Origin of the sequence: Myxococcus sp. MISCRS1 (assembly GCF_026626605.1) — a bacterium.
In the GTDB taxonomy this organism is placed as follows: Bacteria; Myxococcota; Myxococcia; order Myxococcales; family Myxococcaceae; genus Myxococcus; species Myxococcus fulvus.
On the sequence record NZ_JAPNKB010000001.1, the window covers coordinates 4211895 to 4236350 of the forward strand.

Annotated in this window: 21 protein-coding genes; 10 read left to right on the plus strand and 11 right to left on the minus strand. The window is 71.2% G+C overall.

The annotated features are described in order from the left end of the window. Positions 1 to 157: 157 nt before the first annotated feature. Positions 158 to 1768 (plus strand): serine/threonine-protein kinase, encoded by a 1611-nt coding sequence (locus OWM54_RS16275; protein WP_141328976.1) that lies wholly within the window; start codon positions 158 to 160, stop codon positions 1766 to 1768. Positions 1769 to 2018: 250 nt separating this feature from the next. After that, complete coding sequence (locus tag OWM54_RS16280; protein WP_267698096.1) at positions 2019 to 2867, plus strand: ATP-grasp domain-containing protein; 849 nt, start codon at positions 2019 to 2021, stop codon at positions 2865 to 2867. 24 nt (positions 2868 to 2891) lie between these two features. Here the strand turns inward: OWM54_RS16280 and OWM54_RS16285 are convergent, their stop codons facing one another. Further along, positions 2892 to 4316 (minus strand): alpha/beta hydrolase-fold protein, encoded by a 1425-nt coding sequence (locus OWM54_RS16285; protein ID WP_267698097.1) that lies wholly within the window; start codon positions 4314 to 4316, stop codon positions 2892 to 2894. A 39-nt stretch (positions 4317 to 4355) separates the two neighbouring features. Continuing rightward, on the minus strand, positions 4356 to 4901 hold the full coding sequence (locus OWM54_RS16290; RefSeq protein WP_223745954.1) for a hypothetical protein: 546 nt from the start codon (positions 4899 to 4901) through the stop codon (positions 4356 to 4358). A gap of 149 nt (positions 4902 to 5050) precedes the next feature. Between OWM54_RS16290 and OWM54_RS16295 the strand changes: the two genes are divergently transcribed. Beyond that, complete coding sequence (locus tag OWM54_RS16295; RefSeq protein WP_141328968.1) at positions 5051 to 5587, plus strand: FHA domain-containing protein; 537 nt, start codon at positions 5051 to 5053, stop codon at positions 5585 to 5587. Between the two features lie 51 nt (positions 5588 to 5638). Here OWM54_RS16295 and OWM54_RS16300 read toward each other — a convergent pair whose 3' ends face one another. The 3 genes from OWM54_RS16300 to OWM54_RS16310 all read right to left on the minus strand — a co-directional run bounded on the left by OWM54_RS16300 (position 5639) and on the right by OWM54_RS16310 (position 9949). Then, positions 5639 to 7183, minus strand: a complete 1545-nt coding sequence (locus OWM54_RS16300) for a serine/threonine-protein kinase (RefSeq protein WP_267698098.1) — start codon at positions 7181 to 7183, stop codon at positions 5639 to 5641. 229 nt (positions 7184 to 7412) lie between these two features. Continuing rightward, positions 7413 to 8717, minus strand: a complete 1305-nt coding sequence (locus OWM54_RS16305; RefSeq protein ID WP_267698099.1) for a MopE-related protein — start codon at positions 8715 to 8717, stop codon at positions 7413 to 7415. A gap of 5 nt (positions 8718 to 8722) precedes the next feature. Continuing rightward, entirely contained in the window at positions 8723 to 9949 is a 1227-nt protein-coding gene (locus OWM54_RS16310; protein WP_267698100.1) for a hypothetical protein, read from the minus strand. A 192-nt stretch (positions 9950 to 10141) separates the two neighbouring features. On the opposite strand from OWM54_RS16310, the gene OWM54_RS16315 reads away from it, so the two are divergent. Together OWM54_RS16315 and OWM54_RS16320 are read left to right on the plus strand one after the other, a co-directional pair. Beyond that, complete coding sequence (locus OWM54_RS16315) at positions 10142 to 10582, plus strand: host attachment protein (protein ID WP_046711014.1); 441 nt, start codon at positions 10142 to 10144, stop codon at positions 10580 to 10582. A gap of 56 nt (positions 10583 to 10638) precedes the next feature. Then, positions 10639 to 11238 (plus strand): HAD family hydrolase, encoded by a 600-nt coding sequence (locus tag OWM54_RS16320; protein WP_141328960.1) that lies wholly within the window; start codon positions 10639 to 10641, stop codon positions 11236 to 11238. A 10-nt stretch (positions 11239 to 11248) separates the two neighbouring features. Here the strand turns inward: OWM54_RS16320 and OWM54_RS16325 are convergent, their stop codons facing one another. The 4 genes from OWM54_RS16325 to OWM54_RS16340 form a co-directional block, all read right to left on the minus strand. Beyond that, positions 11249 to 11899, minus strand: coding sequence for a glutathione S-transferase family protein (locus OWM54_RS16325; RefSeq protein ID WP_267698101.1), 651 nt, complete (start codon positions 11897 to 11899; stop codon positions 11249 to 11251). 41 nt (positions 11900 to 11940) lie between these two features. Next, positions 11941 to 12540: an adenylate/guanylate cyclase domain-containing protein gene (locus OWM54_RS16330; RefSeq protein WP_223745949.1), complete on the minus strand. Its 600-nt coding sequence runs from the start codon at positions 12538 to 12540 to the stop codon at positions 11941 to 11943. A gap of 296 nt (positions 12541 to 12836) precedes the next feature. Continuing rightward, the gene (locus OWM54_RS16335; protein ID WP_267698102.1) at positions 12837 to 15182 is read right to left on the minus strand and encodes a serine/threonine-protein kinase; all 2346 of its coding nucleotides are present in this window, start codon (positions 15180 to 15182) and stop codon (positions 12837 to 12839) included. A gap of 288 nt (positions 15183 to 15470) precedes the next feature. Continuing rightward, complete coding sequence (locus OWM54_RS16340; protein ID WP_223745947.1) at positions 15471 to 17549, minus strand: S46 family peptidase; 2079 nt, start codon at positions 17547 to 17549, stop codon at positions 15471 to 15473. 107 nt (positions 17550 to 17656) lie between these two features. Here OWM54_RS16340 and OWM54_RS16345 point away from each other — a divergent pair, with 107 nt between their 5' ends. Further along, positions 17657 to 18799: an esterase/lipase family protein gene (locus tag OWM54_RS16345; protein WP_194869405.1), complete on the plus strand. Its 1143-nt coding sequence runs from the start codon at positions 17657 to 17659 to the stop codon at positions 18797 to 18799. Here OWM54_RS16345 and OWM54_RS16350 read toward each other — a convergent pair. Continuing rightward, positions 18774 to 20294 carry a PLP-dependent aminotransferase family protein gene (locus OWM54_RS16350; protein ID WP_267698103.1) on the minus strand — a complete coding sequence of 507 codons (1521 nt, stop codon included), beginning with the start codon at positions 20292 to 20294 and terminating at the stop codon, positions 18774 to 18776. The two genes, OWM54_RS16345 and OWM54_RS16350, sit on opposite strands and share 26 nt — an antisense overlap. Positions 20295 to 20417: 123 nt before the next feature. Between OWM54_RS16350 and OWM54_RS16355 the strand changes: the two genes are divergently transcribed. Next, the gene (locus tag OWM54_RS16355; protein WP_267698104.1) at positions 20418 to 20855 is read left to right on the plus strand and encodes a rhodanese-like domain-containing protein; all 438 of its coding nucleotides are present in this window, start codon (positions 20418 to 20420) and stop codon (positions 20853 to 20855) included. 7 nt (positions 20856 to 20862) lie between these two features. Here OWM54_RS16355 and OWM54_RS16360 read toward each other — a convergent pair whose 3' ends face one another. Then, positions 20863 to 21960 (minus strand): ferrichrome ABC transporter substrate-binding protein, encoded by a 1098-nt coding sequence (locus OWM54_RS16360; RefSeq protein WP_267698105.1) that lies wholly within the window; start codon positions 21958 to 21960, stop codon positions 20863 to 20865. Between the two features lie 256 nt (positions 21961 to 22216). Between OWM54_RS16360 and dps the strand changes: the two genes are divergently transcribed. The 3 genes from dps (at position 22217) to OWM54_RS16375 (ending at position 24407) form a co-directional block, all read left to right on the plus strand. Further along, entirely contained in the window at positions 22217 to 22825 is a 609-nt protein-coding gene (dps, locus tag OWM54_RS16365; RefSeq protein ID WP_255510368.1) for a DNA starvation/stationary phase protection protein Dps, read from the plus strand. 104 nt (positions 22826 to 22929) lie between these two features. After that, positions 22930 to 23793 carry an SDR family oxidoreductase gene (locus tag OWM54_RS16370; RefSeq protein ID WP_248542505.1) on the plus strand — a complete coding sequence of 288 codons (864 nt, stop codon included), beginning with the start codon at positions 22930 to 22932 and terminating at the stop codon, positions 23791 to 23793. Next, positions 23790 to 24407, plus strand: coding sequence for a glutathione S-transferase family protein (locus OWM54_RS16375; RefSeq protein WP_267698106.1), 618 nt, complete (start codon positions 23790 to 23792; stop codon positions 24405 to 24407). Before OWM54_RS16370 ends, OWM54_RS16375 begins: the two co-directional genes overlap by 4 nt. Positions 24408 to 24456 lie beyond the last annotated feature (49 nt).

Genomic DNA, 24456 nt, shown 5'->3' on the forward strand with positions numbered 1-24456 from the left:
GGGTGCGCGGACAACACGTACTTGAAACGCCGCGCAGAGTAGCCTGTGAAACATTTCAGCGACAGACGTCCCCGGGGCAATCCACCCTGGCGAAATGCAAGGGGCTCGGGGGCACCCCCCGCAGCCGCTTCCCACCTTTCTGTAGACTGAGAAGCCGATGACCGCCCACACCCTGACGAGCCCCGTCTCCCGCTTCCTCGACGGACACCTACGACGCGATGCGCAGGGCCGTGAGCTGTCCGTGGCGCGCTTCATGGCGGGCCTGTCGGGCGCGTCGGTGGTGGTGGCGGCGGCGCTGGGTCCCTCGCTGGGCTGGGGGCTCACGCAGGCCCTGATGGGGCTGTCGGCGGTGCTGGCGCTCTACTACACGGCGCTGTGGCGCGTGCTGCGCTCGGGCGCGTTCCATCCGGCCATCCCCTGGCTCAACGTGGCCATCGAGGTCAGCATCCCCGCGGTGGTGCTCGCGTTCGACTTGCGCTTCCAGGGGCCCATCTACGCGCTCACCGCGCCCACGCTGGTCATCTGGCCCACGCTGATTACGCTCGCGACGTTGCGCAGCAACCCCCGGCTGGCGCTGGCCGCGGGCCTGCTGGTGGCCGCCGAGTACCTGGGCATCTACTTCCTCTTCGTCCAGCCGCTGCTGCCGGAGTCGGCGCTCATCACGCTGACGCCGCGCTTCATCGCCACGCGGGCCTTCTTCTTCGTGGCCGCGGGCGTCTTCACCGCCACGCTGGCGCGGCACTTCCTTCAGCTGACGCGGGGGGCGCTGTCCGCGCTGCGCGAGCAGGAGGTCATGGGCAAGTACGTGCTGCACGAGCGCGTGGGCGCGGGCGGCATGGCGGAGGTGTACCGGGCCACGTACTGCCCGGAGGGCGGCTTCCAGAAGCAGGTGGCCCTCAAGCGCATCCTCCCCTCGTTCGCGGACGACGACGACTTCGTCGCCATGTTCCGCCGCGAAGCGGAGCTGTGCTCGTCGCTCAACCACCCCAACATCGTGCAGGTCTTCGATTTGGGGCGGCACGGGGGCACGTACTTCCTCGCCATGGAGTTCGTGGATGGGATGCCGCTGAGCACGCTGATGCGGGGGCTTGCGCGCAGGCCGCTGCCGGTGGCGGCGGTGACGTTCCTGGGGGCGGAGCTGGCGTCGGCGCTCGACTACCTGCACCGCCGCACGGGCACGGATGGACAGCCGCTGCGGCTGGTGCACCGTGACCTGAACCCGCCCAACGTGCTGGTGTCGCGCTTCGGCGACGTGAAGCTGTCGGACTTCGGCATCGCGCGGGACTCGGCGCGCTCGCAGCTCACCGCCGCGGGCAGCGTGCGCGGCAAGCTGGGCTACATGGCGCCCGAGCAGGCCGCGGGCAGGCCCTTCGATGGGCGCGCGGACCTCTTCGCGCTGGGCCTGACGCTGCACGAGGCGCTCACGGGGCGGCGCGCGCTGCAGGGCTCCACGCAGGAGGCGCTCTTGCGCGCCACGCTGGACCAGGAGGTGCTCCCGCCCTCGCGCTTCAACCCGGAGGTGCCGCCCGCGCTGGACGCGGCGGTGATGGGGCTGCTCGAGAAGCGGCCCGAGCAGCGCACGGCCAGCGGGGCCATCCTGCGGCAGCAGCTGCTCGCGCTGGAGGGAGAAGCCGCGCCGTATCCGCGGGGACAGGCGCTGCTCGCGGGCGTCCTGCGTGAGGCGTCGGAGCGGCAGCAGCAGGAGAAGGCGGCCCAGGCCTCGCCCGAGGCTCCCGCGCGTGTGCCCGTATCGGCGCGCTCGGCGTGAGGCGCTGACGACACACCGAGGGAGCACGCGCCCCAGGGCCGCGCTCCGCGCGCGCCCGCGGTGAAGCCGGAGCACACCTCCCCACGCCGCTGACCATCACAGTGCGAGCCCCCGCGAAACTCCTGCTGCCCGGACGACCTCGCGCTACGTATCGTGTCGATGCGCGCCGACCGGTCCGCCTCGACTGTCCGAGGCGTCCGTGCCCGGCCACCGCCCACACCCCTCGGCGCCCCACCTGGAGCCCTTCACCATGGATGTCGCTGTCCTCACCTATTCAGACATGCCCGAGCTCGCCGAGTTCGAGCGTCCCCTGCTCCCCGCGCTCCGCGCGCTGGGCCTGGATGCGCGGCCCGTCGTCTGGGACGACCCGACGGTGGACTTCAAGAGCGTGCGCCTCGCCGTGGTGCGCAGCACCTGGGACAGCCACCTGCGCCGCGACACCTTCGTCGCCTGGGCCCAGAAGGTCGGCCGCCTCACCAGGCTCCACAACCCCGCCGACGTGCTGCGCTGGAACACGCACAAGTTCTACCTGCGCGAGCTGGAGGAGAAGGGCATCCCCGTGACGCCCACCGCGTGGGTGGAGCGCGAGGGCACCCTGGACCTCGAAATCGTCGCCCGCGCCCGGGGCTGGGACACGCTGGTCCTCAAGCCCGCCGTGTCCGCCGGCGCCGTGGAGACGCACATCATCCCGCGCGCCGAGGCCGCGGCCGGCAACGCGCTCGTCACCCGACTCTCCGCCACCAGCGAGCTCATGGTGCAGCCCTACCTCCGGGCCTTCGAGTCGGAGGGAGAGCGCAGCTATATCTTCTTCGACGGCGCCTTCAGCCACGCGGTGCGCCGCCCGCCCACGCTGAAGTCCGCGCCGCGCGGCTTCTCGGAGCCCACCCTCTTCACGCCCGACGCCAAGGAGCTGAAGCTGTCCGAGCGCGTGCTCGAGGCCATGGGCGCCCCGCTGCTCTACGCCCGCGTGGACGTGGCCACCGACAACGAAGGCGTCACCCGGCTGCAGGAGGTGGAGGTCACCGAGCCCGCCCTCTTCCTCAACCTGGACGCCGAGGCCCCGCACCGGCTGGCGCGGGCCATCGCCGCGAAGCTGTAGCGGCGTCGCCGAGGGAGTGCGCGCCTAGAGGCCGCACTCCTTCGCGTCCGAGTTGCGGAACGCGCACAGCAGCCCCGGCTGGCGCTTCTTCCAGAAGGCCCAGTCGTGCGCGCCGCTCACCTCGTTCACGTGCACCACGCCGTAGCCCTTGTTGCGCAGCGCGGAGACGAACTGGAGGTTGGACTGACAGTCGTCCGCGCCCTGCTCGCCGTCGCGCGTGCAGCCCGCAGAGGGTGAGCCGTGGTCCACGTAGAAGCGCACCGGCACCACCGGGTCCGCGCTCGCGCGCACCACCATGGCGTTGCCGTCGTTGCGGTCCACCTCGCCGTCGTGCGGCCAGAACAGCGTGCCGGACTGCGTGCCCACGAAGCCGAACTTCTCCGGCGCGCGGAAGCCCGCGTACACGGAGATGAGCCCGCCCAGCGACGCGCCGGAGATGCCCGTCTCCTGGGGCCCCGTCTTCACGCGCAGGCCCGACTCCACGCGCGGCATCAAGTCATTGACGATGAAGGCCAGGTAGTCGTCACCCCGAGGCGTGGGCCAGCCCGGCGCGAGCGCGGGCGGGAAGGTGTACTGCCCCAGCCGCACGTCCTGGCTCGGCAGCGCGATGAACACGAGCACCGCCGAGTCCTGGGGCCGCGCCTTGTAGTGGGCGTCCGCCGCGTCCACGAAGGACTCGCGGGTGATGCTCTCGTTGCCGTCGTGCACGTACATCACCGGCAGCGACGGGCACTCCGGGCCGTCGTACGACGCGGGCGTGTAGACGAAGACATCGCGCGCGTCGTTCAGCGCCGTGGCGCGCACGTCGTACCACGCGGTGAGCCGGCCCTTCGCCGGGTCCTGCGCGTCCGGATAGACGAGCGAGTTGAACTGGCCCACGTCGTTTCGGTTGAGGCGGTCCCACACGACGTTGCGCGCGCGCGGGTCCTCGAAGAAGCTGCCGCCCTTCACCAGCTTGTACGGCTGCGGCCCCGTGCGCGGAACCTCCACCTCCGCGAGGTACAGGTCCGTGTCGCGCACCTGCCCGAGCGGCGTCGCCGTGGGCGACCACTCGTTGAACTCACCGGCCACGAAGGTGTCGCGCGCGGACTCGCCCCGGGCGAAGAAGGCCACGCGCTGGCGGCCCGCGCTCGCGTCGCTCACCAGCGGCGTGCCTCCCTGGGCCTCCACCTGCTCCACGAAGCGGTCGATGGCCTGGGTGCGCTCGTTCGACGTCGTGGCCCGCCCCATGGCGAGCTGCAGGTCCGCCAGGAGCGACATGGGCGCGCCCTTCACCACCGCCTGCCGCTGACAGGCCCACGTCGCCGGACCGCCCCCCCCGTCGGGCGTCGGCCCCGCGTCCGGATAGGACTGGGTGAAGGGCGGCGGCGGGACGACGGGCGCGCCCTCCGAATCATCACAGGCGGACGAGAGGCTCGCGCACAGCAGGACCAGGGACAGACGGCGCATCGCGACTCCAGGCGGCGACAGGCGAGAAGCAGGGACGGACTACGGCTGCGGCTTGGCGGCGGTGGCCGCGGCGGGCACGGTGAGCTCGCGCCCCCACACCCGGACCTTCGTGGCCTTCTCCGCCTCGCCATCGAAGTAGATGCTCGCCTTCACCTTCACGGAGGGCGGCACCTTGATGGAGTCGGCCGACTGTCCGGGGGAGCGGGCCTGCAGCGGCGTGGCGAAGCCGTCCTTGTCCAGCAGCTGCGCGCCGCCGCCCTCGTGCAGGCCCAAGAGGTGCAGCGGCTGGTCCGTCTTGTTCGTCACCGCGAGCACCACCTCCACGCCGCCGCCGTGGGAGGGCTTCGCCTCCAGGACGGACAGCTCGGTGTTGGCGGCCACCTCCTCGGCGGTGGACAGCGTGCGCGAGCCGTCCGCGCTGGCGGCGCCCTTGCGGCCCTCGTTGAAGCCCTCGACGACGCCGCTGCCGGCGCCCTTGGCCACCTCCACCGTCTTGCCCACCACCGTGGCAGTGACGTCCTTGGCCGTCTCACCCTTGCAGGCGGGGACGAGGAGCAGGAGCGGGGCGAGCAGGAGACGACGCATGGGACCTCCAGAAGGATGTGGGCGCGGGTGTACTACAGGGCCCACTCCGCGCGCGAGTGGGGGGCCACCCGCCGGGTTTCAGACGATTCGTGGACACCGGAATGCACCTTCTCGCGCGCTGCGGGGGCCGAAGGGGTTATGAGTCATCCATGGCTCGCGCACTGCTGCTCTCGCTGCTGGTGAGGCAGCACCTGGCACTCAAAGAGAAGTTTCGCGCCAAGTACCCGCACCCCTGGCTGGTGTGGGAGGCAGGCGCGTGGAACGTCCCGGAGACCGTGGACGGAAACGTGGGCGCCACCCGGCTGCCGCTCACGGACCTGAAGGACTGCCTGCCCGCCGGGGACGCCATGTGCTTCGAGCTGGTGGCCCTGGCCGAGCGAGGCCCCATCCGCCTGGGCCGCGCCTCGCAGAACAACGCGCTGGTGGTCAACGACGCCACGGTGTCGCGCGAGCAGCTCATCCTCACGCCCCAGTCCGAGGCCACCTGGCACGTGGCCCGCGTGGCCGACGCCAGGCCCGTGAAGCTGGACGGCCGGGAGCTGCCCGACGCGGGCGTGGTGCTGACGCCCGGCGCGAAGCTCGAGGTGGGCGACGTGCGCCTCACCTTCCACGACGCGGCGGGCTTCGACGAGCGCATCTCCCGCATCGCCGCGCAGGTGCTCGCCCAGACGGCCACCTCGCGCTGAAGGTCCAGGCCGAGACGGCGGCGAGGGCCTCCCGCCGCCACGAAGCCAGGCCTAACGCCCCGAGGACTCGGCGCTCGCCGAGCGCGCCTTGGTCTTGCGCGAGGCGGCGGCGTCCTGCGACGGCTTCTTCGCGCTCGGCTTCTTGCTCGCGTTCGCCCTCGGCGCGGTGAGCGACTTGGCCAGCGGCACCTCCAGCTCCGTGTGCGAATCCAGCCGCACCGAGCGCTCCGAGGACACGTACCCCGCCAGCTCCACGCGCAGGTGCAGCGGCACCTCGCGGCGCGGCAGCTCGCGCACCAGCGGCGTGACGCCCAGCACCTCACCGGTGTCCGAGCGCACCACCTGCGCGCCCTCCGGGAAGGAGTGCACGGTGAGCCGCACCGCGGGCACCACCACCTGCTCGGGCGCCGCCGCCAGCACCAGGGGCTCCGGCGCGCGCTCCGGGGAGACGACGGACTCCGACGCGCTCGGGACGATGACCGGCGCGCTCGATGTCCCGGTGCCGCGCCACACCAGCGCACCGGCCGCGAGCAGCGCCACGACGCCCGCCCCCGCGGCCCACAGGGCGCGGCGACGATGGGGGCCCATCACCACGGGCATCCGCCGCGTGGGCCGCTCCGACGGCTCCAGCGCCGCCACGGCCTCCGGCGACGAGGGCACCTGCACGGGCAACAGCAACAGCCCCGTCGTCACCTCCGCGAGCGTCTGCGGCCGGGCCTCCGGCTCCTTCGCCAGACACCGCATCACCAGCTCCGCGAGCTGGGACGGCAGCGGCTCCCCGGTCGCCAGCTGCGTGGGCAGCGGCGGCGGCGGCTGGGTGATGATCTGCACCACCAGCTGCCCGAAGGCCTCCGCCTGGAAGGGCGGGTGGCCGGTGAGCATCTCGTACAGGATGTTGCCCACCGCGTAGATGTCCGAGCGCGCGTCCACCGTCAGGCCCGCGGCCTGCTCCGGGGACATGTACGCCGGCGTGCCGATGATGGTCCCGTCCAGCGTGCCCGTGGGCGTCGCGCCCTCGGTGGCCAGGTGCTTGGCGACGCCGAAGTCGAGCACCTTCACGAAGTCCGGCTGTCCGGCGCGCTGGGTGAGGAAGAGGTTGTCCGGCTTGATGTCCCGGTGCACCACGCCCACCTGGTGCGCCGCGCCCAGGGCCGCGCACACCTGCACCGCGATGCGCTGGATGCGCGCGAGCGACAGGGGCTCCTGCTTCAGGAGCGCGCCCAGGCCCTGCCCGCGCAACAGCTCCATGACGCAATAGACGTGGCCGCCCTCGCCCTCGTCCACGAAGTCGAAGATCTCCACGATGTGCTCGTGGTTGATCTGATTCACCGTGCGGGCTTCCTGGAAGAAGCGCTGCACGAAGCCGCCGTCGCGCGCGTGCTCGGGCTTGAGCACCTTCAAGGCCACCTGGCGCCCCAGCCGCGCGTGACGCGCCTGGAACACCCGGCCCATGGAGCCCTCGCCCAGGAGCGCCTCCAGCTGGTAGCTGCCCAGCTGCGAGCCCTCCCGCAGCTCCACGCCGACACGTTGCTCGCCGCTCACGGGCCCTCCGCGAGAGGACAACAAGGTCTGCGCGAAGAGGTCATCGTTGCCCATGGTGTGAAGAACTCTCCATGCTCAGGCCCAACGGCAACCCACCGCGGCCCCTCTGTCTTCCACGTAACGCCCACGTCCCACGTCCCCAGCGGTGCTCGCGAGACGGAGGTCGACGAAGACCCTGTCCGAACCCCGAAGCCCTCCGCCCCGCACGGCCCCGACGACACTCCCGCCACTGTCCACTCGTGGACAGGCGCGAGGGCCGGGCATCCAGGCGGGGCGGCGTGGATCACGTGCAGACCCCCGAGCGGCAGACGCCGGCCACGCGGTTGCCATCCACCAGGCGCGAGCAGCGGGAGTTGTTCGGGCAGTCCTGGGTGTCCGCGCAGTCGGTCAGGCCATCCTTGTCGTTGTCGACGAGGTCGTTGCAGCTCACCTCGGCGCAGCGCTTCGACGTGACGCCGCACACGGCGTTCGGCTCACCGGCCACGCACAGCTGGCCGCCGCAGTCGGAGTCCTGGCAGTCGACGCTGGGAGTGTCCGTCGTGCCATCCCCGTCATTGTCGATGCCATCGGTGCAGCTCGCCTCGGCCTTGGCGCTGTTGCGGCACGCGCAGCCCACGCCGCACGACTGGCCGCTGCAGTCCGAGTCAGCGCAGTCCGTCTGGCCGTCCCCGTCGTCGTCCTCGCCGTTGTCGCAGGCGCCCTCGACACAGCTGCCAACGTTGTTACACGAAAGCCCCGGCCCGCACTCCTTGCGCTCGCAGTCGGGGTCCGCGCAGTTGAGCCGGCCGTCGCCGTCCTCGTCGCCGCTGTCCGGCGTGCACAGCGACTCCGTCTTGCGGCCGTCCGTGCACACGCAGCCGGCGCCGCAGGACTTGCCTTCGCAGTCGTCGCGGTCCGCGCAGTCGATGCTCCGGTCCTCGTCGTCGTCCTCGCCGTTGCCGCAGTCCGACTCCGTCTGCCGGCCGTTCTCGCAGAGGCAGCCCACGCCGCAGGCCTGCCCATCGCAGTCGTCGCGGTCCGCGCAGTCGGTGGCCCCGTCGCGGTTGTCGTCGATGCCGTTGCCGCAGTCGAGCTCGCCGCGCTTCTGGCAGACGCCCTCCACGCAGGTCTGCAGCGCGGTGCACACCGTGCCGCACGTGCCGCAGTTGAACGGGTCCGTGAGCCGATTGAAGTCCTCGTCCACCTCGCCGTCGCAGTCGTCATCCACGCCGTTGCAGCGCTCGACGGTGGGCAGCACGTCGCCCACGCACGCCACCGTGCCCTGACGGGTGCAGACGGACTGGCCGTCGCGGCACGCGCCCTTGCCGCGGTTGTCGTCCTTGCCCGAGAAGCACGTCGCCTCCAGCTCGTCGATGGCGCCGTCGCAGTCGTCGTCCAGGCCGTTGCAGCGCTCCGCGCCCTCCGGCCGGCAACAGTACCGGGGCCCGTCATCGGGCAGCGACGTACAGACGAAGCCCTCGCCGCCGCAGTCCCCGTCCTTCTCACAGGTGTAGGCGGCGTTGTCGGGGAACGTCACCTTGCAGCCCGCCACGCCGGAGAGCAGCAGCACCGCGGTGAGGGCTCGCAGCCAGGATTCGAAGGTCTTCATAAGGCTCAGAAGCTCCCACCGACGACGACGTGCACCGCCGTGGACGCGCCACCCGCGCTCACCGTGCCCACGGGCGCGGCCGGCTCGCTGCGCGACGGAATCACCAGGAGCCACGTCACGCTGCCGGCCGCCACGGCTCCACCGCCGATGAGCAGCCCCGCGGCCAGGTTGGCCTGTGACTTCGCGTCCAGCATCTCCTTGCGCGTCACGTCGATGATGCCGTCCCCGTTGGTGTCCGTGGCCCGCTTCTCCACGTCCTTGGCGCTCATGCTCATCACCGCGCCCGCGCCCGCCACCGCCAGCCCCACCAGCGCCGTGTAGAACGCAGGCCGCTTGTAGATGGGCGTGCTGGCGCCGCCGCGCCGCTTCGACGACACCCGCGCCACGCCGTCCTCGGGGCCCTCCGGCGCCGGGCCGGAGATCTCCATGCGGACCTGGACCTCCTCACGCGCGCCGGGCTTGAGCACCACCGCCTTCGTGAAGGACGCGTACTCGTCCGCGGACACCTCCAGCTGCACCGTGCCCGGCGCCAGCCGCGCCTCCACGCTGCCCACGCCGAGGATGCGCTCGCCCACCTTCACCACCGCCGTGGGCACGTTGACGCTCACCTTCAAGAGCGCGCGCGGACGCGCCAGCGCCATCATCCGGTTGCCCAGCTTCGTGGCCGCCTCCTTCTGGAAGGCCTCGTCCTTGGGGTTGCGCCCCGACACCACGTCCTCGTGCACCACGCCGCGGTCGCGGTCATACGTCCACGCGCGCAGCGTCCACCCCGCGTCCTCCAGCGACAGCCGCGCCGTCGTCAGCAGGTCCGCGTCCAGCTGCTCCGCCGGCTCCGTCATGCACGACGCCTGGGCGCAGCTCAGCGCCGCCTCGTAGCCCGCCTCCAGTCGCTCCCGCGCCTGCTTGGGCGTCGCGGCGAACTCCACCATGCCGGACGACATCGCGCCCTTCGCCAGCTCCCGCAGCCACGCCGACGCCTGCTGCGAGCCCGCGCGCTCCGGCGTCTCCAACCCCAACAGGATGAAGCGCGGCGTCAGCGACACGGCGCTCTCCTCGCCCTCGCGCAAGTCCAGGCCCATGCCCGGCGCCGGCTGATCCTGGGGCGCGGACTCCGACGACGACGTCTCGGAGCTGAGGTCCAACCCCAGGCCACCCTGCTCCTGGCTCCTCGCGGGCGGAGCCCAGAGCGCGAGCGCCAGCACGGCGACAGGCAACAACGCGGGAATGCGCATGCCGCCGTTCTACTCCTTTGCCATTCCCAACGGAATGATCGGTCCGGTTCCGAACACCGGAACTCCGGATGTGGGTGTCAAACCCGCGTGACACGCCCGCCTGCCCTGCGCGCGACGGGGGAGCGGCTCGGGACAGGAAGGTTGCCGGGCGCCGCGTGGGTCCTCATCTCCCACCCTAAGGAGGCGTGACACATGGCGGACGCAAAGCTCTGGATTCTCGTGGGGAACGCGAGCCGGGCCCGGCTCTTCGAGACGGACGCGAAGGGGCGCGAGGAGTGGAGTCTGGTCGAGGAGTTCTTCCACGAGGAGAGCCGCGTCAAGAGCGAGCAGCTGCGCGAGCAGCCGGACAACCCCAACGCGGGCACCCTGCACGGTCCTCCCGGGGAGAACGAGCCGCAGGGTCGTCGGGAGCTGGAGCACGACCGCTTCGCGCGCGAGCTGTCCGGCGTGCTCGACAAGGGGCATGACCGCCACGCGTTCGACAAGCTCATCATCGCGGCGCCGCCGGAGTTCCTCGGCAGGTTGCGCAAGGCGCTGAGCACGCGGGTGCGTCAGCGGGTCCTCCTGGACGTGGGCTCGGACTACTCGACGGTGCCCGCGCGGGATTTGCCTGAGCGCGTCCCGCTCCTCTAGCCTCGCCTGCCCTTCTGATGACCGGGCCGCCAGGCGACCCGGTGCGAGGAGCAGGCATGGCGGAGGTGAAGGCGGTCCTCCTGGACCTGGGCAATGTGCTCGTCTTCCACGACAACGCGTTGCTCTTCGCGCGGCTGGGCGCGTGCGCGCGGATGTCCGCCGCGGAGGTCGCCCAGCGGCTGATGGGCGCCGGGTGGACCGAGGCCAACCGGGGCACGCTGGACGCCGAGGGCATCCGCAAGAGCGTGTGCGGGGCGCTGGGCGTCGAGCTGCCCATGGCGGAGTTCGCGCCCCTGTGGAGCAGCCACTTCACCACCCACGAGGCCGTGCTGCCCCGGGTGGAGTCGCTCATCGGCCGGGTGAAGCTGGTGCTGGTGTCCAACACCAACGCGCTGCACGCGGCGTACTTGCGGCCCCGGCTGCCGCTGCTGCAGCGCTTCGACGCGCTGGTGATGAGCTGCGAGGTGGGCTTCGTGAAGCCCGAGCCGGACATCTACCGCATCGCCCTGGAGCGCGCCGGCGTCGAGCCGCGCGAGGCCGCCTTCTTCGACGACCTGCCGGAGTTCGTGGAGGCCGCCGACGCGCTGGGGCTGCGTGGGCAGCTGTTCACCACCGCCGACGCGTTCGACGCGCAGCTCGCCCGGCTGGGGCTGTGAGCCAGCGCGCTCAGTCCTCGTACTTCGCCACGGGCGGCTCGTGCAGTCCGGCCTGGGCCCACTTCTGGAAGGCGGGCTGGGACAGGAGCGTGTCGCGGTACGCGGCGCTCACCGGGTCCAGCGTCACGTCGTAGGTGACGAAGCGCGTGGCCACCGGCGTGTAGAACGCATCCGCGATGCTGAAGCGGCCGAACAGGAACGGCCCGCCCTGACCGAAGCGCGAGCGGCAGTCGTTCCACAGCGCCTGGATGCGGGCGATGTCCTCGGCGACGCCCGGCGCCCGCCCCTGTCCCGGCTTGCGCGCGCGCAGGTTCATCCCCATGTGCTCGCGCAGCCGCGAGAAGCTCGAGTGCATCTCCGCCGTCACCGAGCGCGCCACCGCGCGGGCCTCGCGCGACTCGGGCCACAGCCGGGCCTCCGGGAAGGTCTCCGCCAGGTACTCGCAGATGGCCAGCGAGTCCCAGATGACCAGGTCTCCGTGTCGGAGCGCCGGCACCCGTCCGCTGGGCGAGTGCTCGAGGATGCGGTCCTGGGTCCCTGGCGTGTCCAGGGGGATGACGACCTCCTGGAAGGGCTGCCCGGTATGGCAGAGCGCCAGGTACGGCCGAAGCGACCACGAGGAGTAATTCTTCGAGGCGACGACGAGGGTGAGCTGGGGCATGGCGCGCACCGTAGCGCCAGCGTCCGGTGAATACCCGCGCTTCAGTTCGCCGTGGGCGTGCGACTCAACAGCGAGCGCATCCGGGACAGCCACGGCCGACGGCCGCGATGCTCCCGGGGGTCGATGCGATAGACGGCCACCGGCAGGCGGATGTTCTTCATCTCGCCTCGGCCCAGGCGCACCGGCGGCGACGCCAGCCGGCCTTCCACCTGCCGGGCCACCGACTCGCTGACGTAGAGCGTGCCGGGCCTCGCGAGCGCCTCGATGCGCGCGGCCAGGTTGACGCCCTCGCCGAACACGTCGCCGTCGCGGTGCACCACCATGCCCACGTGCACACCCACGCGCAGCACCACGCGGCGCTCGGCGGCCACGGTGCCGTTGTGGGTCTCCAGCTCCCGCTGGAGCGCCAGGCCGAAGTCCACGGCGGACATCCCGCCCTCGAACTCCAACAGGAACCCATCCTCCAGACGCTTCACCTCGCGCCCTCCATGGCGCGGCAGCAGCTCTCGGACCAACGACGCGTGTTCCTCGCGCACCACCTGCTGGAGCGCTTCATCACGCCAGGACTGACGGCTCACGGCCTCGATGCCCGTGAACAGGATGGCCGACAGTTTCCCCGGCTCGGGTGCCTCCACCACCATCGCTCATCTCCCCTCCCCCCGATGCCAACTGTTCGAAAGCCTACTCCAGGACGCGGTTCCCAGTCCCCGCCGGGCCCCCCGTCACGGCGGAGACCGGACCTCGGACGGCCGCTTGCCCTGGTAGGGCGCTGCCTCGCGAAGCTGAACCATCCTATTCGACACCATCAGGAGAATTCATCTTTAACGCAGCGCAACACCCGTCCGCAGGAGGGCGTGGTGGGTCGTGTCTGGCCAACGACGTGGCGGGTCGGGCGGGGGTCTGACGGATGACAGAGGCGAGCGGGGCTCGCCGGTGCTCACAGGGTGATGCCGTGCTGCTGGCAGTACCTGCGCACCTCGGCCTGCTCGGAGGCGGGGACGCGGAGCCAGACGAAGCGCGCGCTGGAGAGGTCCTTCTGGTGGCAGTGGGCGCGCGCGAGGAGCGCGAAGGAGGCGCCGGTGGCCTGGTCGCGCTGACTGCGGCGGGCCAGCTGGATGGCTTCGCCGGGGTCACCACGGGCCAGGGCCTTCTCGGCCAGCTCCAGGTCCGTGGGCTTCGTGCCTTGGCCCTCGGGCTTCGCCTTGGCCTCGGGAGATGGAACCACGGAAGACTCCATCTGACCGATGCCCGTCGGGGGTGGCAAGGGGGCCAGCGTGTTCTTCTCCGCGGGAGGCGTGCCCTGGACGAGCCGTGTCTGTGATTCCGGCGCTGGCGCGGCGGGCGCGACCTCGGGCGGCGGCGCGTTCTGGGTGGGAGTCGTCGCCAGGGGGACGGGGGTGGTGGAGCGGTTCTTGTGCGTCGCCACGAGGCCCGCGCCCACGAGGGCGACCACGCCGGCCGCGAGCAGCCATCGCGCGTAGCGGCGACGACCCACCACCGGGACACCTCCCGAGGGCGAGCGGATCGTCACCGGCTCGGAATCCGAGTCGGGCTCCACGGCAGGCGCGTTCGCGGCGGGAGGTCTCCACACCTCCAGCGGGACGGCGGGGGTGTCCGGGACGGGAGGCCGGGGGAGTTCGGGTGGAGGGGAAGGCTCCGCGACGGGAGGGCGCGCGACGACTCCGGGCTTCGGAGGGGAGACGCGCACCGACTTGCCGACGAGCCCCGACGCGGGTGCACGCGAGGGATCGACGGAAGGGTTGTCCACGTCCTGCCCCGCGCTGCCCCGCTCGGCATCGGACGACGCCCTCGCGGCTTGCGCCGCCACGCCGCGCGCGGGACGCGTGGAGCCATCACCGCCATGCACCACGGCACCGAGTGGCGCGCGCGCCGGAGCCTCGGCTCCGTTCGCGTCTCGTCCCGTGCCATGCGCCTCGGCTCCGTTCGCGGCACGTCCCACGAGTCCCGCGCCCTGTGCCGAGCGCGCCGACGCATCCGCCCCGTTCGCGTCTCGTCCCGTGCCATGCGCCTCGGCTCCGTTCGCGGCACGTCCCACGAGTCCCGCGCCCTGTGCCGAGCGCGCCGACGCATCCGCCCCGTTCGCGTCTCGTCCCGTGCCATGCGCCGAGCGCGCCGATGCATCCGCGCCGTTCTCGTCTCGTCCCGCGCCCTGTGCCGAGCGCGCCGATGCATCCGCGCCGTTCGCCCCGCGTCCCGTTCCATGCGCGGAGGCCGCCACGCCATTCGGGGCGTGTCCGGTGCCCTCCAGCACGGCTCGAGACGAGACCTCCTCGCGAGGAGCCTCCGCCGGCTTCGCGCGCGACGCCGCGTCCGCCTGCGGCCTCGAGGCCCGCCAGGGTGAGACCACCTGCGTCGCGGGCTTCGACGGCGGCGACGCGATGGGCCGGGGCTGCACGGTCGCCGTCGGCACCTGCGCCGCGGGCCGCACCACCACGGGCGCCGGCGCATCCGGTGACGGCGTCGCCGTGCGCAAGGGCGTCCCCGTCAGCGCGGCGATGAACGCGCTCACGTCCGGGAAGCGGTCCTCCGGGCGCTTCGCCAGCGCCTGCTCGATGGCTCGCACCACGTGCACCGGCGTCTGCGGCGCCACCTCCAGCAGCGGCTCCGGTGGATCATAGACGATGCGGTAGATGAGCTCCGGCAGGATGCCCCCGTCCTTGAAGGGCAGCTTGCGCGCGAGCATCTCGTACACCATGCACCCGAACGAGAAGATGTCCGTCCTCGGGTCCACCTCCCGGTTCTTCCCGGTGGCCTGCTCGGGCGCCATGTACTGCGGCGTGCCCAGCAGGATGGCGTCCTGCGTCTGCACCGTCTTCGAGTCGATGATCTTCGAGATGCCGAAGTCGAGCAGCTTCACGTGCTCCACCGACATGCCCCCGAGCTCCGTGGGCACCAGGAACACGTTGCCGGGCTTCAAGTCCCGGTGCACCACGCCCGCCCCGTGCGCCGCCTGCAGCGCCGAGCCCATCTGCCGCGCGATGGAGAACACCTCCGGCAGCGTCAGCTGCGCGCCCTTGCGGATGCGCCGGGACAGCGGCATCCCCTTCAGGTGCTCCATCACCAAAAACGGCGAGCCGTCCGCCAGCGTGTCGAAGTCGATGACCTCCACGATGTTCGGATGCCCCAGCCGCGAGGCAATCTCCGCCTCCCGCCGGAAGCGCAGGTAGACCTCCTCCCCCAGGCTCGCGTCGTGCCGCAGCACCTTGACCGCCACGTGCCTGCCCGGCAGCCGCAGATGCCGCGCCAGGAAGACGGTCCCCATCCCTCCTCGGCCCAGCACGCCGGAGATCTCATACGTGTCCCGCAGGACCGTACCGAGCGGGATGTCATTCGTTGGCGAGGAGCCCATGGATGAAGCCGGCCTTCACACCGGAAACCTCATTCTATCCTGGAACCCCTGACATGCCTCGGCCAGTCATCAGCCATCCACGCACGTCCCCGCCGAATTTCCGCAGGCACACTGCATCCCGAGGTGCCCTCAGCGAGGACACCTCGGGGTATCGACTTCTCACAGCTTGAGGAAGCCGAGAGGAAGCGTCCTGAATCCAACCTACCTCGCGGGTGGGGCCTCGACGTCGCTGGCTGCCTTCAGCTCGCGCACCACGCGGGCCGCGCCGTAGACGTGCTCCAGCGCGGCGAGGATGCCATCCCCGTGCACCGCCACGGCGCGGTTCGTCTCCGGGACATAGGCGTAGCGCCCGCCGAGCGAGTGCAGGTTGCCGTCGAAGATGAGCCCCACCACGCGCCCGTCCCGGTCCACCACGGGCGAGCCGGAGTTGCCGCCGATGATGTCGTTGGTGGTGGCCATGTCCAGGGGCGTGGCGTCGGGCACCTTGCCCTTCGCCTTCATCCACGTGTCGGGCAGCTTGAAGGGCTCCTTGCCGGTGTGGCGCGCGTAGGCCCCGCCGAACGTCGTCAGCGACGCCACCGGACGGCCATTCTCCTCCCAGCCCTTCACCTGACCGGGGTTGAGGCGCAGCGTGAAGGTCGCGTCGGGGTAGCCCGAGGTGCCGTACACGGCGAGGTGCGCCTTGGCCAGCCGCTCGCCGTTGCGCTTGAGCACCGCCTCCACCGTGTCCTCGTAGCGCTTGCGCACCTCGCGCGCCGGGCCGTCCACCTTGCGCGCGAACAGCAGCATCGGGTCCTTGGACGCGTCCACCGCGGCCTTGCCACCCTCGAGCAGCGCCTTGCGCGTCTTCACGTCGCCCAGCTTCGTGCCGCGCACCAGCGCGCGGGCCAGCCCCTCGGGGGACTCCGTGCCGAGCACCTCGCGCACGAACGGATCATCCGCGCCCAGGGTCTCCCGCAGCCGGCCCAGGCCGAAGGCGAGCATCGACTCGTCCAGCTCCAGCGCGATGGGCGCGCTCCTGAGCAGCTGCTGACGCAGCGAGGGCAGCTGCGCGTCCGTGTACTCGCGCAGGCGCTCCGCGTTCGGCTTGCCCTGCTCCTCCGACAGACGCACCAGCTGCCGGGCGATGCCGAACAGCTCCGAGCCGTACGCGTCCCCCGCCTCCTTCATGCGGTACTCGGGCAGCATGCGGCGGTACGTGTCGAGCGCCTTCGCCGTCTCCTCCCACGCCCCCGCCGTGGCGGCCTTCACCTGGGGGTTGGCCTCCACGCGCCGGCGCAGCTCCGCCTCGTCCTCTCGCTTCTTCGCGAGCAGCGCCGGGTCCGCGAGCGCCTGGAGCCGGCCGCGCAGGGCCTTCAGCCCGTTCTCCACGCCGCGCAGCCTGGAGCGCGTGGTGCGGAAGCGCTCCGGCGACGTGCTCGCGTACTCCTTCAGCTTGCCGCGCACCTCCGCGAGCATCAGCAGCGTGTAGGGCAGGTTCACGTCGCGCTGGAACTCCAGCTCCGCGACGCTCGCCTTGCGCTCGGTGCCGCCGGGGTGGCCGGAGACGAAGACCAGGTCCCCGTCCTTCGCGCCCGTCTTCGCCCACGGCAGGTAGTCGGGGCTCTTCGCCGGCTGCTCGTCCTTCCACACGCGCAGGAAGGCCACGTCGTAGCCGAAGCGCGGGAAGTTGAAGTTGTCCGGGTCCCCGCCGAACGCCGCCATGGAGAACTCGGGCGCGAACACCAGGCGCACGTCCTGGAAGCGGCGGTACTCGTAGAGGTGATACTTGCCGCCGTTGAACAGCGTCACCACGTCACAGCGCACGTCCGTGGACGTGGCGCACGCGGACTCCACCGCGGACATCTCCTTCTTGAGCGCGGTGTTGAAGGCCGCGCCGGACAGGCCCTTGGTCGCCGTGTTCATCCGCTCGGTGACGTCCGTCATCTTCACCAGCTGGTTGGCCTCCACCTTGGGGCAGCGCCGCTCCTCGGCGGGCGTGCGGGCCTGGAAGCCCTTGGCCAGCAGGTCCTCCTTGGGCGAGGCCAAGTCCTCGATACATCCTCGGATGCAGTGGTGGTTGGTCATCACCAGCCCCTCCGGGGACACGAAGCTGGCGGAGCAGCCGCCCGCCAGACGCACCGAGCCGAGCCGGACCTTGTCCAGCCACGCCTGGGTCGGCGTGAAACCATGGGCCTTCTTCACCGCCTCCACGGGGAAGGCGTCGTAGGTCCACATGCCCTCGTCCGCCACGGCGGGCAGCGACAGGAGCAGGCCAAGTGCGAGCAGTGCACGGTCCACGGGTGTTCATCCTTCTGGAAGTCGAGAGAGAAAGGCGCCGCACAACGCCCGCTCGGCGGCAGCATTCCCGAGGGGAATCACGCGGCGCGTCAGGTATGGTGGAGGCAATGGCCGCGAAGCACCACATCTATCTCGTCCCCGGTTTCTTCGGGTTCATCAACCTGGGCGAGCTCGTCTACTTCGGACACGCGCTCGACTACTTGAAGGCGGAGCTGGCCCGGCGGGGCATGACGGACTCGGAGGTCACCATCGTCCTGTCCCATCCGACGGCGTCCATCCGCACGCGCACCGCGGACCTGCTCAAGGTGGTGCAGGAGACGGCGGGTGGGGACGACGGGCCCATCCACCTGGTGGGGCACTCGACGGGTGGGCTGGACGCGCGGCTGTTCGCGAGCCCCGGCGCGCAGCTGGCGGAGGGGTTGGAGCTGGAGCCGTTCGCACGCAGGGTGCGCTCGGTGGTGACGGTGTCCACGCCGCACGCGGGCACGCCGCTGGCGTCGTTCTTCCTGGGGCTGTTCGGTCAGCGGCTGTTGAAGTTGTTGTCGCTGTTCACGGTGTACGTGCTGCGCTTTGGCCGGCTGCCGCTGCGGGTGGTGTTCCGCTTCGGGCACCTGATGGCGCGCGCGGATGACCAGCTCGGCTGGAAGCAGACGCTGTTGGACCAGCTCTATGACCAGCTCCTGGGGGACTTCTCCTCCGAGCGGCGCGACGCGGTGTCGAAGTTCCTGAGCGACGTGGGCAACGACACGTCGCTGATTCCGCAGCTCACGCCGGAGGGCATCGACCTGTTCAACGCGAGCACCGTGGACCGGCCGGGCGTGCGCTACGGCTCGGTGGTGACGCAGGCCAGGCCGCCGTCCTTGCGCACGCGGGTGTCCGCGGGCCTGGACCCGTACGCGCAGCTCACGCACACCATCTACGCGTTCGTATATGGACAGACGCAGCGCATGCCGCTGACGGCGCTGCCGCTGCACTCGCCCGCGCAGACGGCGGCGCTGGTGCAGGCGTATGGCGCGATGCCGGGGCCCACGGCGTGTGACGGCATCGTCCCCACGCGCTCGCAGGTTTACGGACGCGTGCTCGCGGCGGTGCGCGCGGACCACCTGGATGCCATCGGCCACTTCGACCAGCCCGCGCACCAGCCGCCACACGTGGACTGGCTCATCTCCGGCTCCGGCTTCCGTCGGCCCCAGTTCGAGGCCACCTGGAAGAGCATCACCGACTTCATCTTCGAGGACGAGGCGCGCTGAGGTGAGGTGACGCCTCGCTCTCCGCGAGCAGTGGGACCAGCTCCCGGACGGCGGCGCGGAGGCCGGCGGGACTCGCCCCCGAGAACCCCAGCACCAATCCCTGCTCCCGCTTGCGTCCCAGGTAGAGCGGCGACAGCCGGCGTGCGCCCAGGCGCCTCGCATCCGTCCGCTCGACCAGCGCCAGGTCCTCACACCCGGACGCCAGGAATGCCGTGACATGCATTCCCGCCTCCGCCGCGCCGGGTCGAAGGCTGGGATTGCCTTCACGTCGCAATGCATCCAACAGCGCATCGCGTCGCTCCGAGTAGACCTGCCGCATGTGTCTCAAATGGGTGACGTAGTGGCCCGAGTCCATGAAGTCGGCCATCGCGGCCTGCGGCAGCGTGGGCGTGTGCCCCTCCGTCGAGGCGCGCGCGGCGGTGAAGGGCTCCACCAGCCCCTGGGGCACCACCAGGAAGGCCAGTCGCAGCGAGGGGAACATCACCTTGTTGAACGTCCCCGCGTAGAGCACCCGCCCCACCGCGTCCATGCCCTGCATGGCCGCCACCGGTCGCGTCGCGTAGCGGAACTCGCTGTCGTAGTCGTCCTCGAGCACCCACATCCCGGAGGCCCGCGCATGCTCCAGCAAGGCCAGTCGCCTCGGCAGGCTCATCGTCACGCCCAGCGGGTATTGGTGCGAGGGTGTGACGTACGCCAGCCGCGCCCTCGGCGCCCGCGTCCTGCCCGTGTCCACCTGGAGCCCCTGCGCGTCCACCGGCACCGGATGCAGCCGCGCGCCCGCGGACTCGAACACCACGCGCGCGCCCAGATAGCCCGGCTCCTCCAGCCACACGCCGTCGCCTTCATCCAGGAGCAGCCGCGCCGTCAAATCCAGCGCATGCTGTGTGCTGGAGAAGACCAGCACCTGACGCCAGTCACAGCGCACGCCGCGCGCGGGCCCCAGGTGCGCCGCGATGGCCTCGCGCAGGGGACGAAAGCCCTCGGGCTCACCGTGGAGCATCCGCTCCGGCCCCCACGCCCTCGCCTGCCTCGCGACGGCGCGCGCCCAGGCCTTCGCCGGAAACAGCTCCAGCGCGGGGAGGCAGGGCGTGAAGGGACGCACGTCCCGAGGCTCAGGTGGAAGCACGTCACCCGCCATCCGCCGTCCCCGACGGGAGAGCCCATCGCCCCGGGCCCGTGGCGAGCCACCTCGCACTGGGGTGCTTCGGGGCGCGCGTGAATGCTCCGGCAGCGCGACGGTGCTCCCCGAGCCCACGCGCCGCTCCAGGAAGCCCTCGGCGTCGAGCTGCGCGAAGGCCTCCTCCGCCGTGCCTCGCGAGAGCCCCAGCTCCCGGGCGAGCGTGCGCGTGGAGGGCAGCCGGCTCCGAGGTGCCAGCGTCCCCGAGAGGATGGCCTCGCGCAGCCGCTCGTAGAGCCGCCGATGCAGCGGGCCTGTCCCCCGACTCGAGTCCAGCATCAGGAAGGACAGGGGCACGCCCTGGGAGCGCTTCGGCATGGCCCCTCACGTAACCGGGCCTCGTGAAATGGTCCACCCCTGTGCACCGAAGTGGTGCTTTCCCATGGGCCACTTGGAGCGCACTGTTCCGAGCGTCACGGCCCACCCACCAGGAGCCCTCCCATGACCACGCCCTTCTCCTTCGTCCTCGAAGTCCCCGCCGCGTCACCCGAGGAGGCCCGCCGCCACTTCCTCGCGAAGCTCTCCGTGGAGACGGACGCCGCCGACGTGCACCTGGACCTGGAGCGCGGCAAGAAGGGCTTCGTCGTCGTGGACACCCGCTCGCCGGACGCCTATGCGGAGCGCCACATCCCGGGCGCGCGGAGCCTCCCCACGCGGAGCATCTCCGAGACCACCACCGCCGGCCTGAGCAAGGACGACGTCATCGTCACCTACTGCTGGGGCCCGGGCTGCAACGGCTCCACTCGCGCGGCGGCGAAGCTGGCCGCGCTCGGCTTCCGCGTGAAGGAGATGCTGGGAGGAATCGAGTACTGGGTGAAGGAGGGCTACGCCACCGAGGGCACGGCGCCCCAGGGCCAGCCCGTGTACACGGAGCGCTGAGCCGTTCTCAGTACACGCCGATGAGGATGACCTTCACGCGCGGGTTGCCCACGTACTCCTCCAGGCGCCAGCGGCTGCGCAGCCCGTCCGAGCGGAGCCCATGGCCCGACTCCGGGGGCGCGTCCGCGCTGGCCAGCGCCTCCTTCAGGTGCGCGACGGCCCACTGGTCGAACTTCGGGTCACCCGAGCCCTCCAGCACGCGCAGGTCCACCAGCTCACCTTCACGCGTCTGCCGCACCTCCACCACCGCGGCGAGCGCCAGGATGGGCTCGGTGACATCCACCATGAACATGTTCGCCGCGCGCCCCGCCTCCACGGCCGCCTGCATGCGGTTGCGCTCCTCGAGACGGCGGTCGCGCTTCGTCGCCACGTAGGGCGAGCCCGTCTCACCGAAGCGCTTCACCGCGTCCACCTGCTCGCGCTTCATCCGCGAGGCCAGCACCTTCAGGTCCGGCGACGGCGGGTTCACCAGCTTCTTGGCGAACCGGTCCTGGAGGTTCGTGAAGTAAGGATTCACCGCGCCACTCTCGGCGCGCGCCGAGGCCGCCGCGTCCGCCGCCCAGCCATCCACGCGCGCCTGGGCCTCCTCCGCCTGCTCGCGCGCAATCACGCTCGGGTCCGTCCCCGCGTCGCCGTTGTTGCGCAGCGTCCGCCCGGACTGCGACGGGCCCACCGGCATGCCGCCCACCCAGCCCTTGGGCATCAGTGAAATCGCCGGCCCGCTCGCGCGCGGAGCATCCGCGGGCAGCTCTTCGGAACCGGGCGCGTCCTCCCTCTTCCCGCCACCGGGCGCCTGCGCGACCCGCGAGGGCTCCGTCGACGGCGAGGACGGCGGCGTGGCGGGCGCTTTCGCGATGTCCGCCGGCGGACGCTCCGCCTTGCGCGGGGGCTTCGGCGGTTGCGGCGCGGAGGGGCTCGTCGCCGGAGCGGGCGTGGCCACCTGCCGCGGTGCCTTCATGGGCACGTAGACGATGTCCAGCTCCGTCACCGTCGCCGTCCGCCGCGCGGGCACGGGTCCGCTCATCCGCGACAGCGCCACGAAGAGCGCCGCGTGCAGGAGCAGCGACAGGACGACCGCGATGGACCACGAGGAGCGCCGGGACACACCTGAAGTCTGCCTCCAGTGCCTCCCGAGAAGAAGCACTTCGCCGCTCGAAATGTCCGGCCCCGAGCCCCTACCCGGTCCCTCCCACGACGAAGGGGGCCTGGAGCCGCGTCATCGCGACCCCGTGAGCAGGCCCGTCTTCCAGGGAACCCGGGCGCGCCTCGCGATGCTCACGACGGGGCTGGCCGCCACGTGTCGTCGGGGAGACCGCCCGGTCGGCCGGCCGCTCTGCGGGCGTGATGGGGCGCCATGGCGCATGTGGGAGGTCATCCCCACTCTTCGGAAAGCTTTCTGGAGGGAGCGCCAAACCATGAACTTTCCCAGCCATGTGAATGTCCCCAGTGAGAAGCGTGAGGAGATCATCGACCTGCTCAACACGCTGCTGGCCGACTCCATCGACCTGCACTGGCAGATCAAACAAGCGCACTGGAACATCCGGGGCACGCACTTCTACAGCCGCCACCTGCTGTTCGACGACCTGGCCAAGCACGCGCGCAAGCAGGCCGACGAGTTCGCCGAGCGCGCCGGCACCCTGGGCGGCTACGCCGAGGGCACCATCCGCCTGGCCGCCAAGAACAGCGAGCTGCCCGAGTACGACCTCAAGGCGGTGGAGAGCGAGGACCACCTGAAGGCCCTGGTGGACCGCTTCGCCCGCTACGCGGCCTCCATCCGCGGCGGCATCCAGCGCTGCGACGAGCTGGAGGAGCCCATCACCGTGGACCTGCTCACCCAGGTGCTCGGGGACGTGGAGCTGGACATGTGGTTCCTGGAGAGCCACCTCAACGGCGGCGCGCGCCCGGGCATGCGCCCCGGCAAGGGTGGCCGGGACGCCGGCGCCGAGCCCTCGCGCCCCACCAACGCCTGAGGCCGCGACAAGGGTCCTCCCTTCCACACGGGCCCGGCGCTTCCACGAGCGTCCGGGCCCGCGTCGGCATATAGAAGGCGTCCTCGAAATCCTGGGGACGTCATATGAGCGCCGAGACACGGATGGACGGGAAGGTGTGCCTCATCACCGGGGCCACCGGCGGTATCGGCCTGGAGACCTCGAAGGCCCTGGCCCGGTTGGGCGCCACCGTGGTGCTCGTGGGCCGTGACGCCACCCGCACCCAGGCCGCCGTGGACGCCGTCAAGGCGGAGGCGCCGGACGCCCGGGTCGACTTCATCCTCGCGGACCTGAGCTCGCTGTCCGCCGTGCGCGCGCTGGCGAAGGTGTTCCTCTCGCGCTACTCGCGGCTGGATGTGCTGGTGAACAACGCGGGGCTCATCATCGACCGGCGACAGGTGACGGTGGATGGGCTGGAGGCGACGTTCGCCACGAATCATCTGGCGCCCTTCCTGCTCACGAACCTCCTGCTGGACACGCTCAAGGCCAGCGGCGCCGCGCGGGTCATCAACCTGTCGTCGGACGTGCACTACATCGGCAAGCTGGACTTCGACGACCTGCAGAGCGAGCGCCGCTATGACGGCTTCCGCGTCTACGCCACGTCGAAGCTGGCCAACGTCCTGTTCACGCACGCCTTGGCGAAGCGGCTGGAGGGCACGGCCGTGACGACGAACGCGGTGCACCCGGGCGTGGTGCGCTCGGGCTTCGGGCACAACACGCTGGGCTTCTTCAAGTGGATCGTGAAGCTGGGCGGGCCGTTCTTCCTGTCGCCGGCCGGCGGCGCCAGGACGTCCATCTACCTGGCCACCTCGCCCGACGTGGAGAAGGTCTCCGGGAAGTACTTCGTCCGACGCAAGAAGAGGAAGCCGTCCGCGGCCGCGCGGGACGACGCCCTCGCAGAGCAACTCTGGCGCGAAAGCGCGCGGCTCACGGGAGTCAGCACACCATGATTGACCTGTACACGTTCGCCACGCCCAACGGGCGCAAGGTCTCCATCGCCCTGGAGGAGCTGGGGCTGCCCTACACCGCGAAGTCGGTGGACATCTCCAAGGGCGAGCAGTTCAAGCCCGAGTTCCTGGCCGTCAATCCCAACAACAAGATTCCGGCCATCGTCGACGCGCAAGGCCCGGGTGGACAGCCCATCACCGTGTTCGAGTCGGGCGCCATCCTGCTGTACCTGGCGGAGAAGACGGGGAAGCTGATGCCCTCGGACCTGCGCGGCAAGGCGCAGGTGACGCAGTGGCTGATGTTCCAGATGGGCGGCGTGGGCCCCATGTTCGGGCAGCTCAACCACTTCGCGCGCTTCCACTCCTCGAAGATTCCCTACGCCATCGACCGGTACACGCAGGAGTCGAAGCGACTGCTCAAGGTGCTCGACGGGCAGCTCGGCAAGGGTGACTACGTCGCGGGGGCGTACTCCATCGCGGACATCTCGCTGTACCCGTGGGTGGCGGGCATGCAGAGCTACTTCCCGGAGCTGTTCGCGGGCCTGACGCGCGTGCCGCAGTGGCTCGCGCGCGTGGGCAGCCGCCCTGCCGTGCAGCGGGGCATGAAGGTTCCCTGAGTCGTCCTCCCGGGATGCGGCCGGACGACGGCCGCGTCCCCGCTTGTTG

Excerpts from the sequence above, each read along its gene's own strand:
- OWM54_RS16275 (WP_141328976.1), top strand. The coding sequence starts at position 158 with ATGACCGCCCACACCCTGACGAGCCCCGTCTCCCGCTTCCTCGACGGA.
- OWM54_RS16280 (WP_267698096.1), top strand. The coding sequence starts at position 2,019 with ATGGATGTCGCTGTCCTCACCTATTCAGACATGCCCGAGCTCGCCGAG.
- OWM54_RS16285 (WP_267698097.1), bottom strand. The coding sequence starts at position 4,316 with ATGCGCCGTCTGTCCCTGGTCCTGCTGTGCGCGAGCCTCTCGTCCGCC.
- OWM54_RS16290 (WP_223745954.1), bottom strand. The coding sequence starts at position 4,901 with ATGCGTCGTCTCCTGCTCGCCCCGCTCCTGCTCCTCGTCCCCGCCTGC.
- OWM54_RS16295 (WP_141328968.1), top strand. The coding sequence starts at position 5,051 with ATGGCTCGCGCACTGCTGCTCTCGCTGCTGGTGAGGCAGCACCTGGCA.
- OWM54_RS16300 (WP_267698098.1), bottom strand. The coding sequence starts at position 7,183 with ATGGGCAACGATGACCTCTTCGCGCAGACCTTGTTGTCCTCTCGCGGA.
- OWM54_RS16305 (WP_267698099.1), bottom strand. The coding sequence starts at position 8,717 with ATGAAGACCTTCGAATCCTGGCTGCGAGCCCTCACCGCGGTGCTGCTG.
- OWM54_RS16310 (WP_267698100.1), bottom strand. The coding sequence starts at position 9,949 with ATGCGCATTCCCGCGTTGTTGCCTGTCGCCGTGCTGGCGCTCGCGCTC.
- OWM54_RS16315 (WP_046711014.1), top strand. The coding sequence starts at position 10,142 with ATGGCGGACGCAAAGCTCTGGATTCTCGTGGGGAACGCGAGCCGGGCC.
- OWM54_RS16320 (WP_141328960.1), top strand. The coding sequence starts at position 10,639 with ATGGCGGAGGTGAAGGCGGTCCTCCTGGACCTGGGCAATGTGCTCGTC.
- OWM54_RS16325 (WP_267698101.1), bottom strand. The coding sequence starts at position 11,899 with ATGCCCCAGCTCACCCTCGTCGTCGCCTCGAAGAATTACTCCTCGTGG.
- OWM54_RS16330 (WP_223745949.1), bottom strand. The coding sequence starts at position 12,540 with ATGGTGGTGGAGGCACCCGAGCCGGGGAAACTGTCGGCCATCCTGTTC.
- OWM54_RS16335 (WP_267698102.1), bottom strand. The coding sequence starts at position 15,182 with ATGGGGACCGTCTTCCTGGCGCGGCATCTGCGGCTGCCGGGCAGGCAC.
- OWM54_RS16345 (WP_194869405.1), top strand. The coding sequence starts at position 17,657 with ATGGCCGCGAAGCACCACATCTATCTCGTCCCCGGTTTCTTCGGGTTC.
- OWM54_RS16350 (WP_267698103.1), bottom strand. The coding sequence starts at position 20,294 with ATGCCGAAGCGCTCCCAGGGCGTGCCCCTGTCCTTCCTGATGCTGGAC.
- OWM54_RS16355 (WP_267698104.1), top strand. The coding sequence starts at position 20,418 with ATGACCACGCCCTTCTCCTTCGTCCTCGAAGTCCCCGCCGCGTCACCC.
- dps (WP_255510368.1), top strand. The coding sequence starts at position 22,217 with ATGTGGGAGGTCATCCCCACTCTTCGGAAAGCTTTCTGGAGGGAGCGC.
- OWM54_RS16370 (WP_248542505.1), top strand. The coding sequence starts at position 22,930 with ATGAGCGCCGAGACACGGATGGACGGGAAGGTGTGCCTCATCACCGGG.
- OWM54_RS16375 (WP_267698106.1), top strand. The coding sequence starts at position 23,790 with ATGATTGACCTGTACACGTTCGCCACGCCCAACGGGCGCAAGGTCTCC.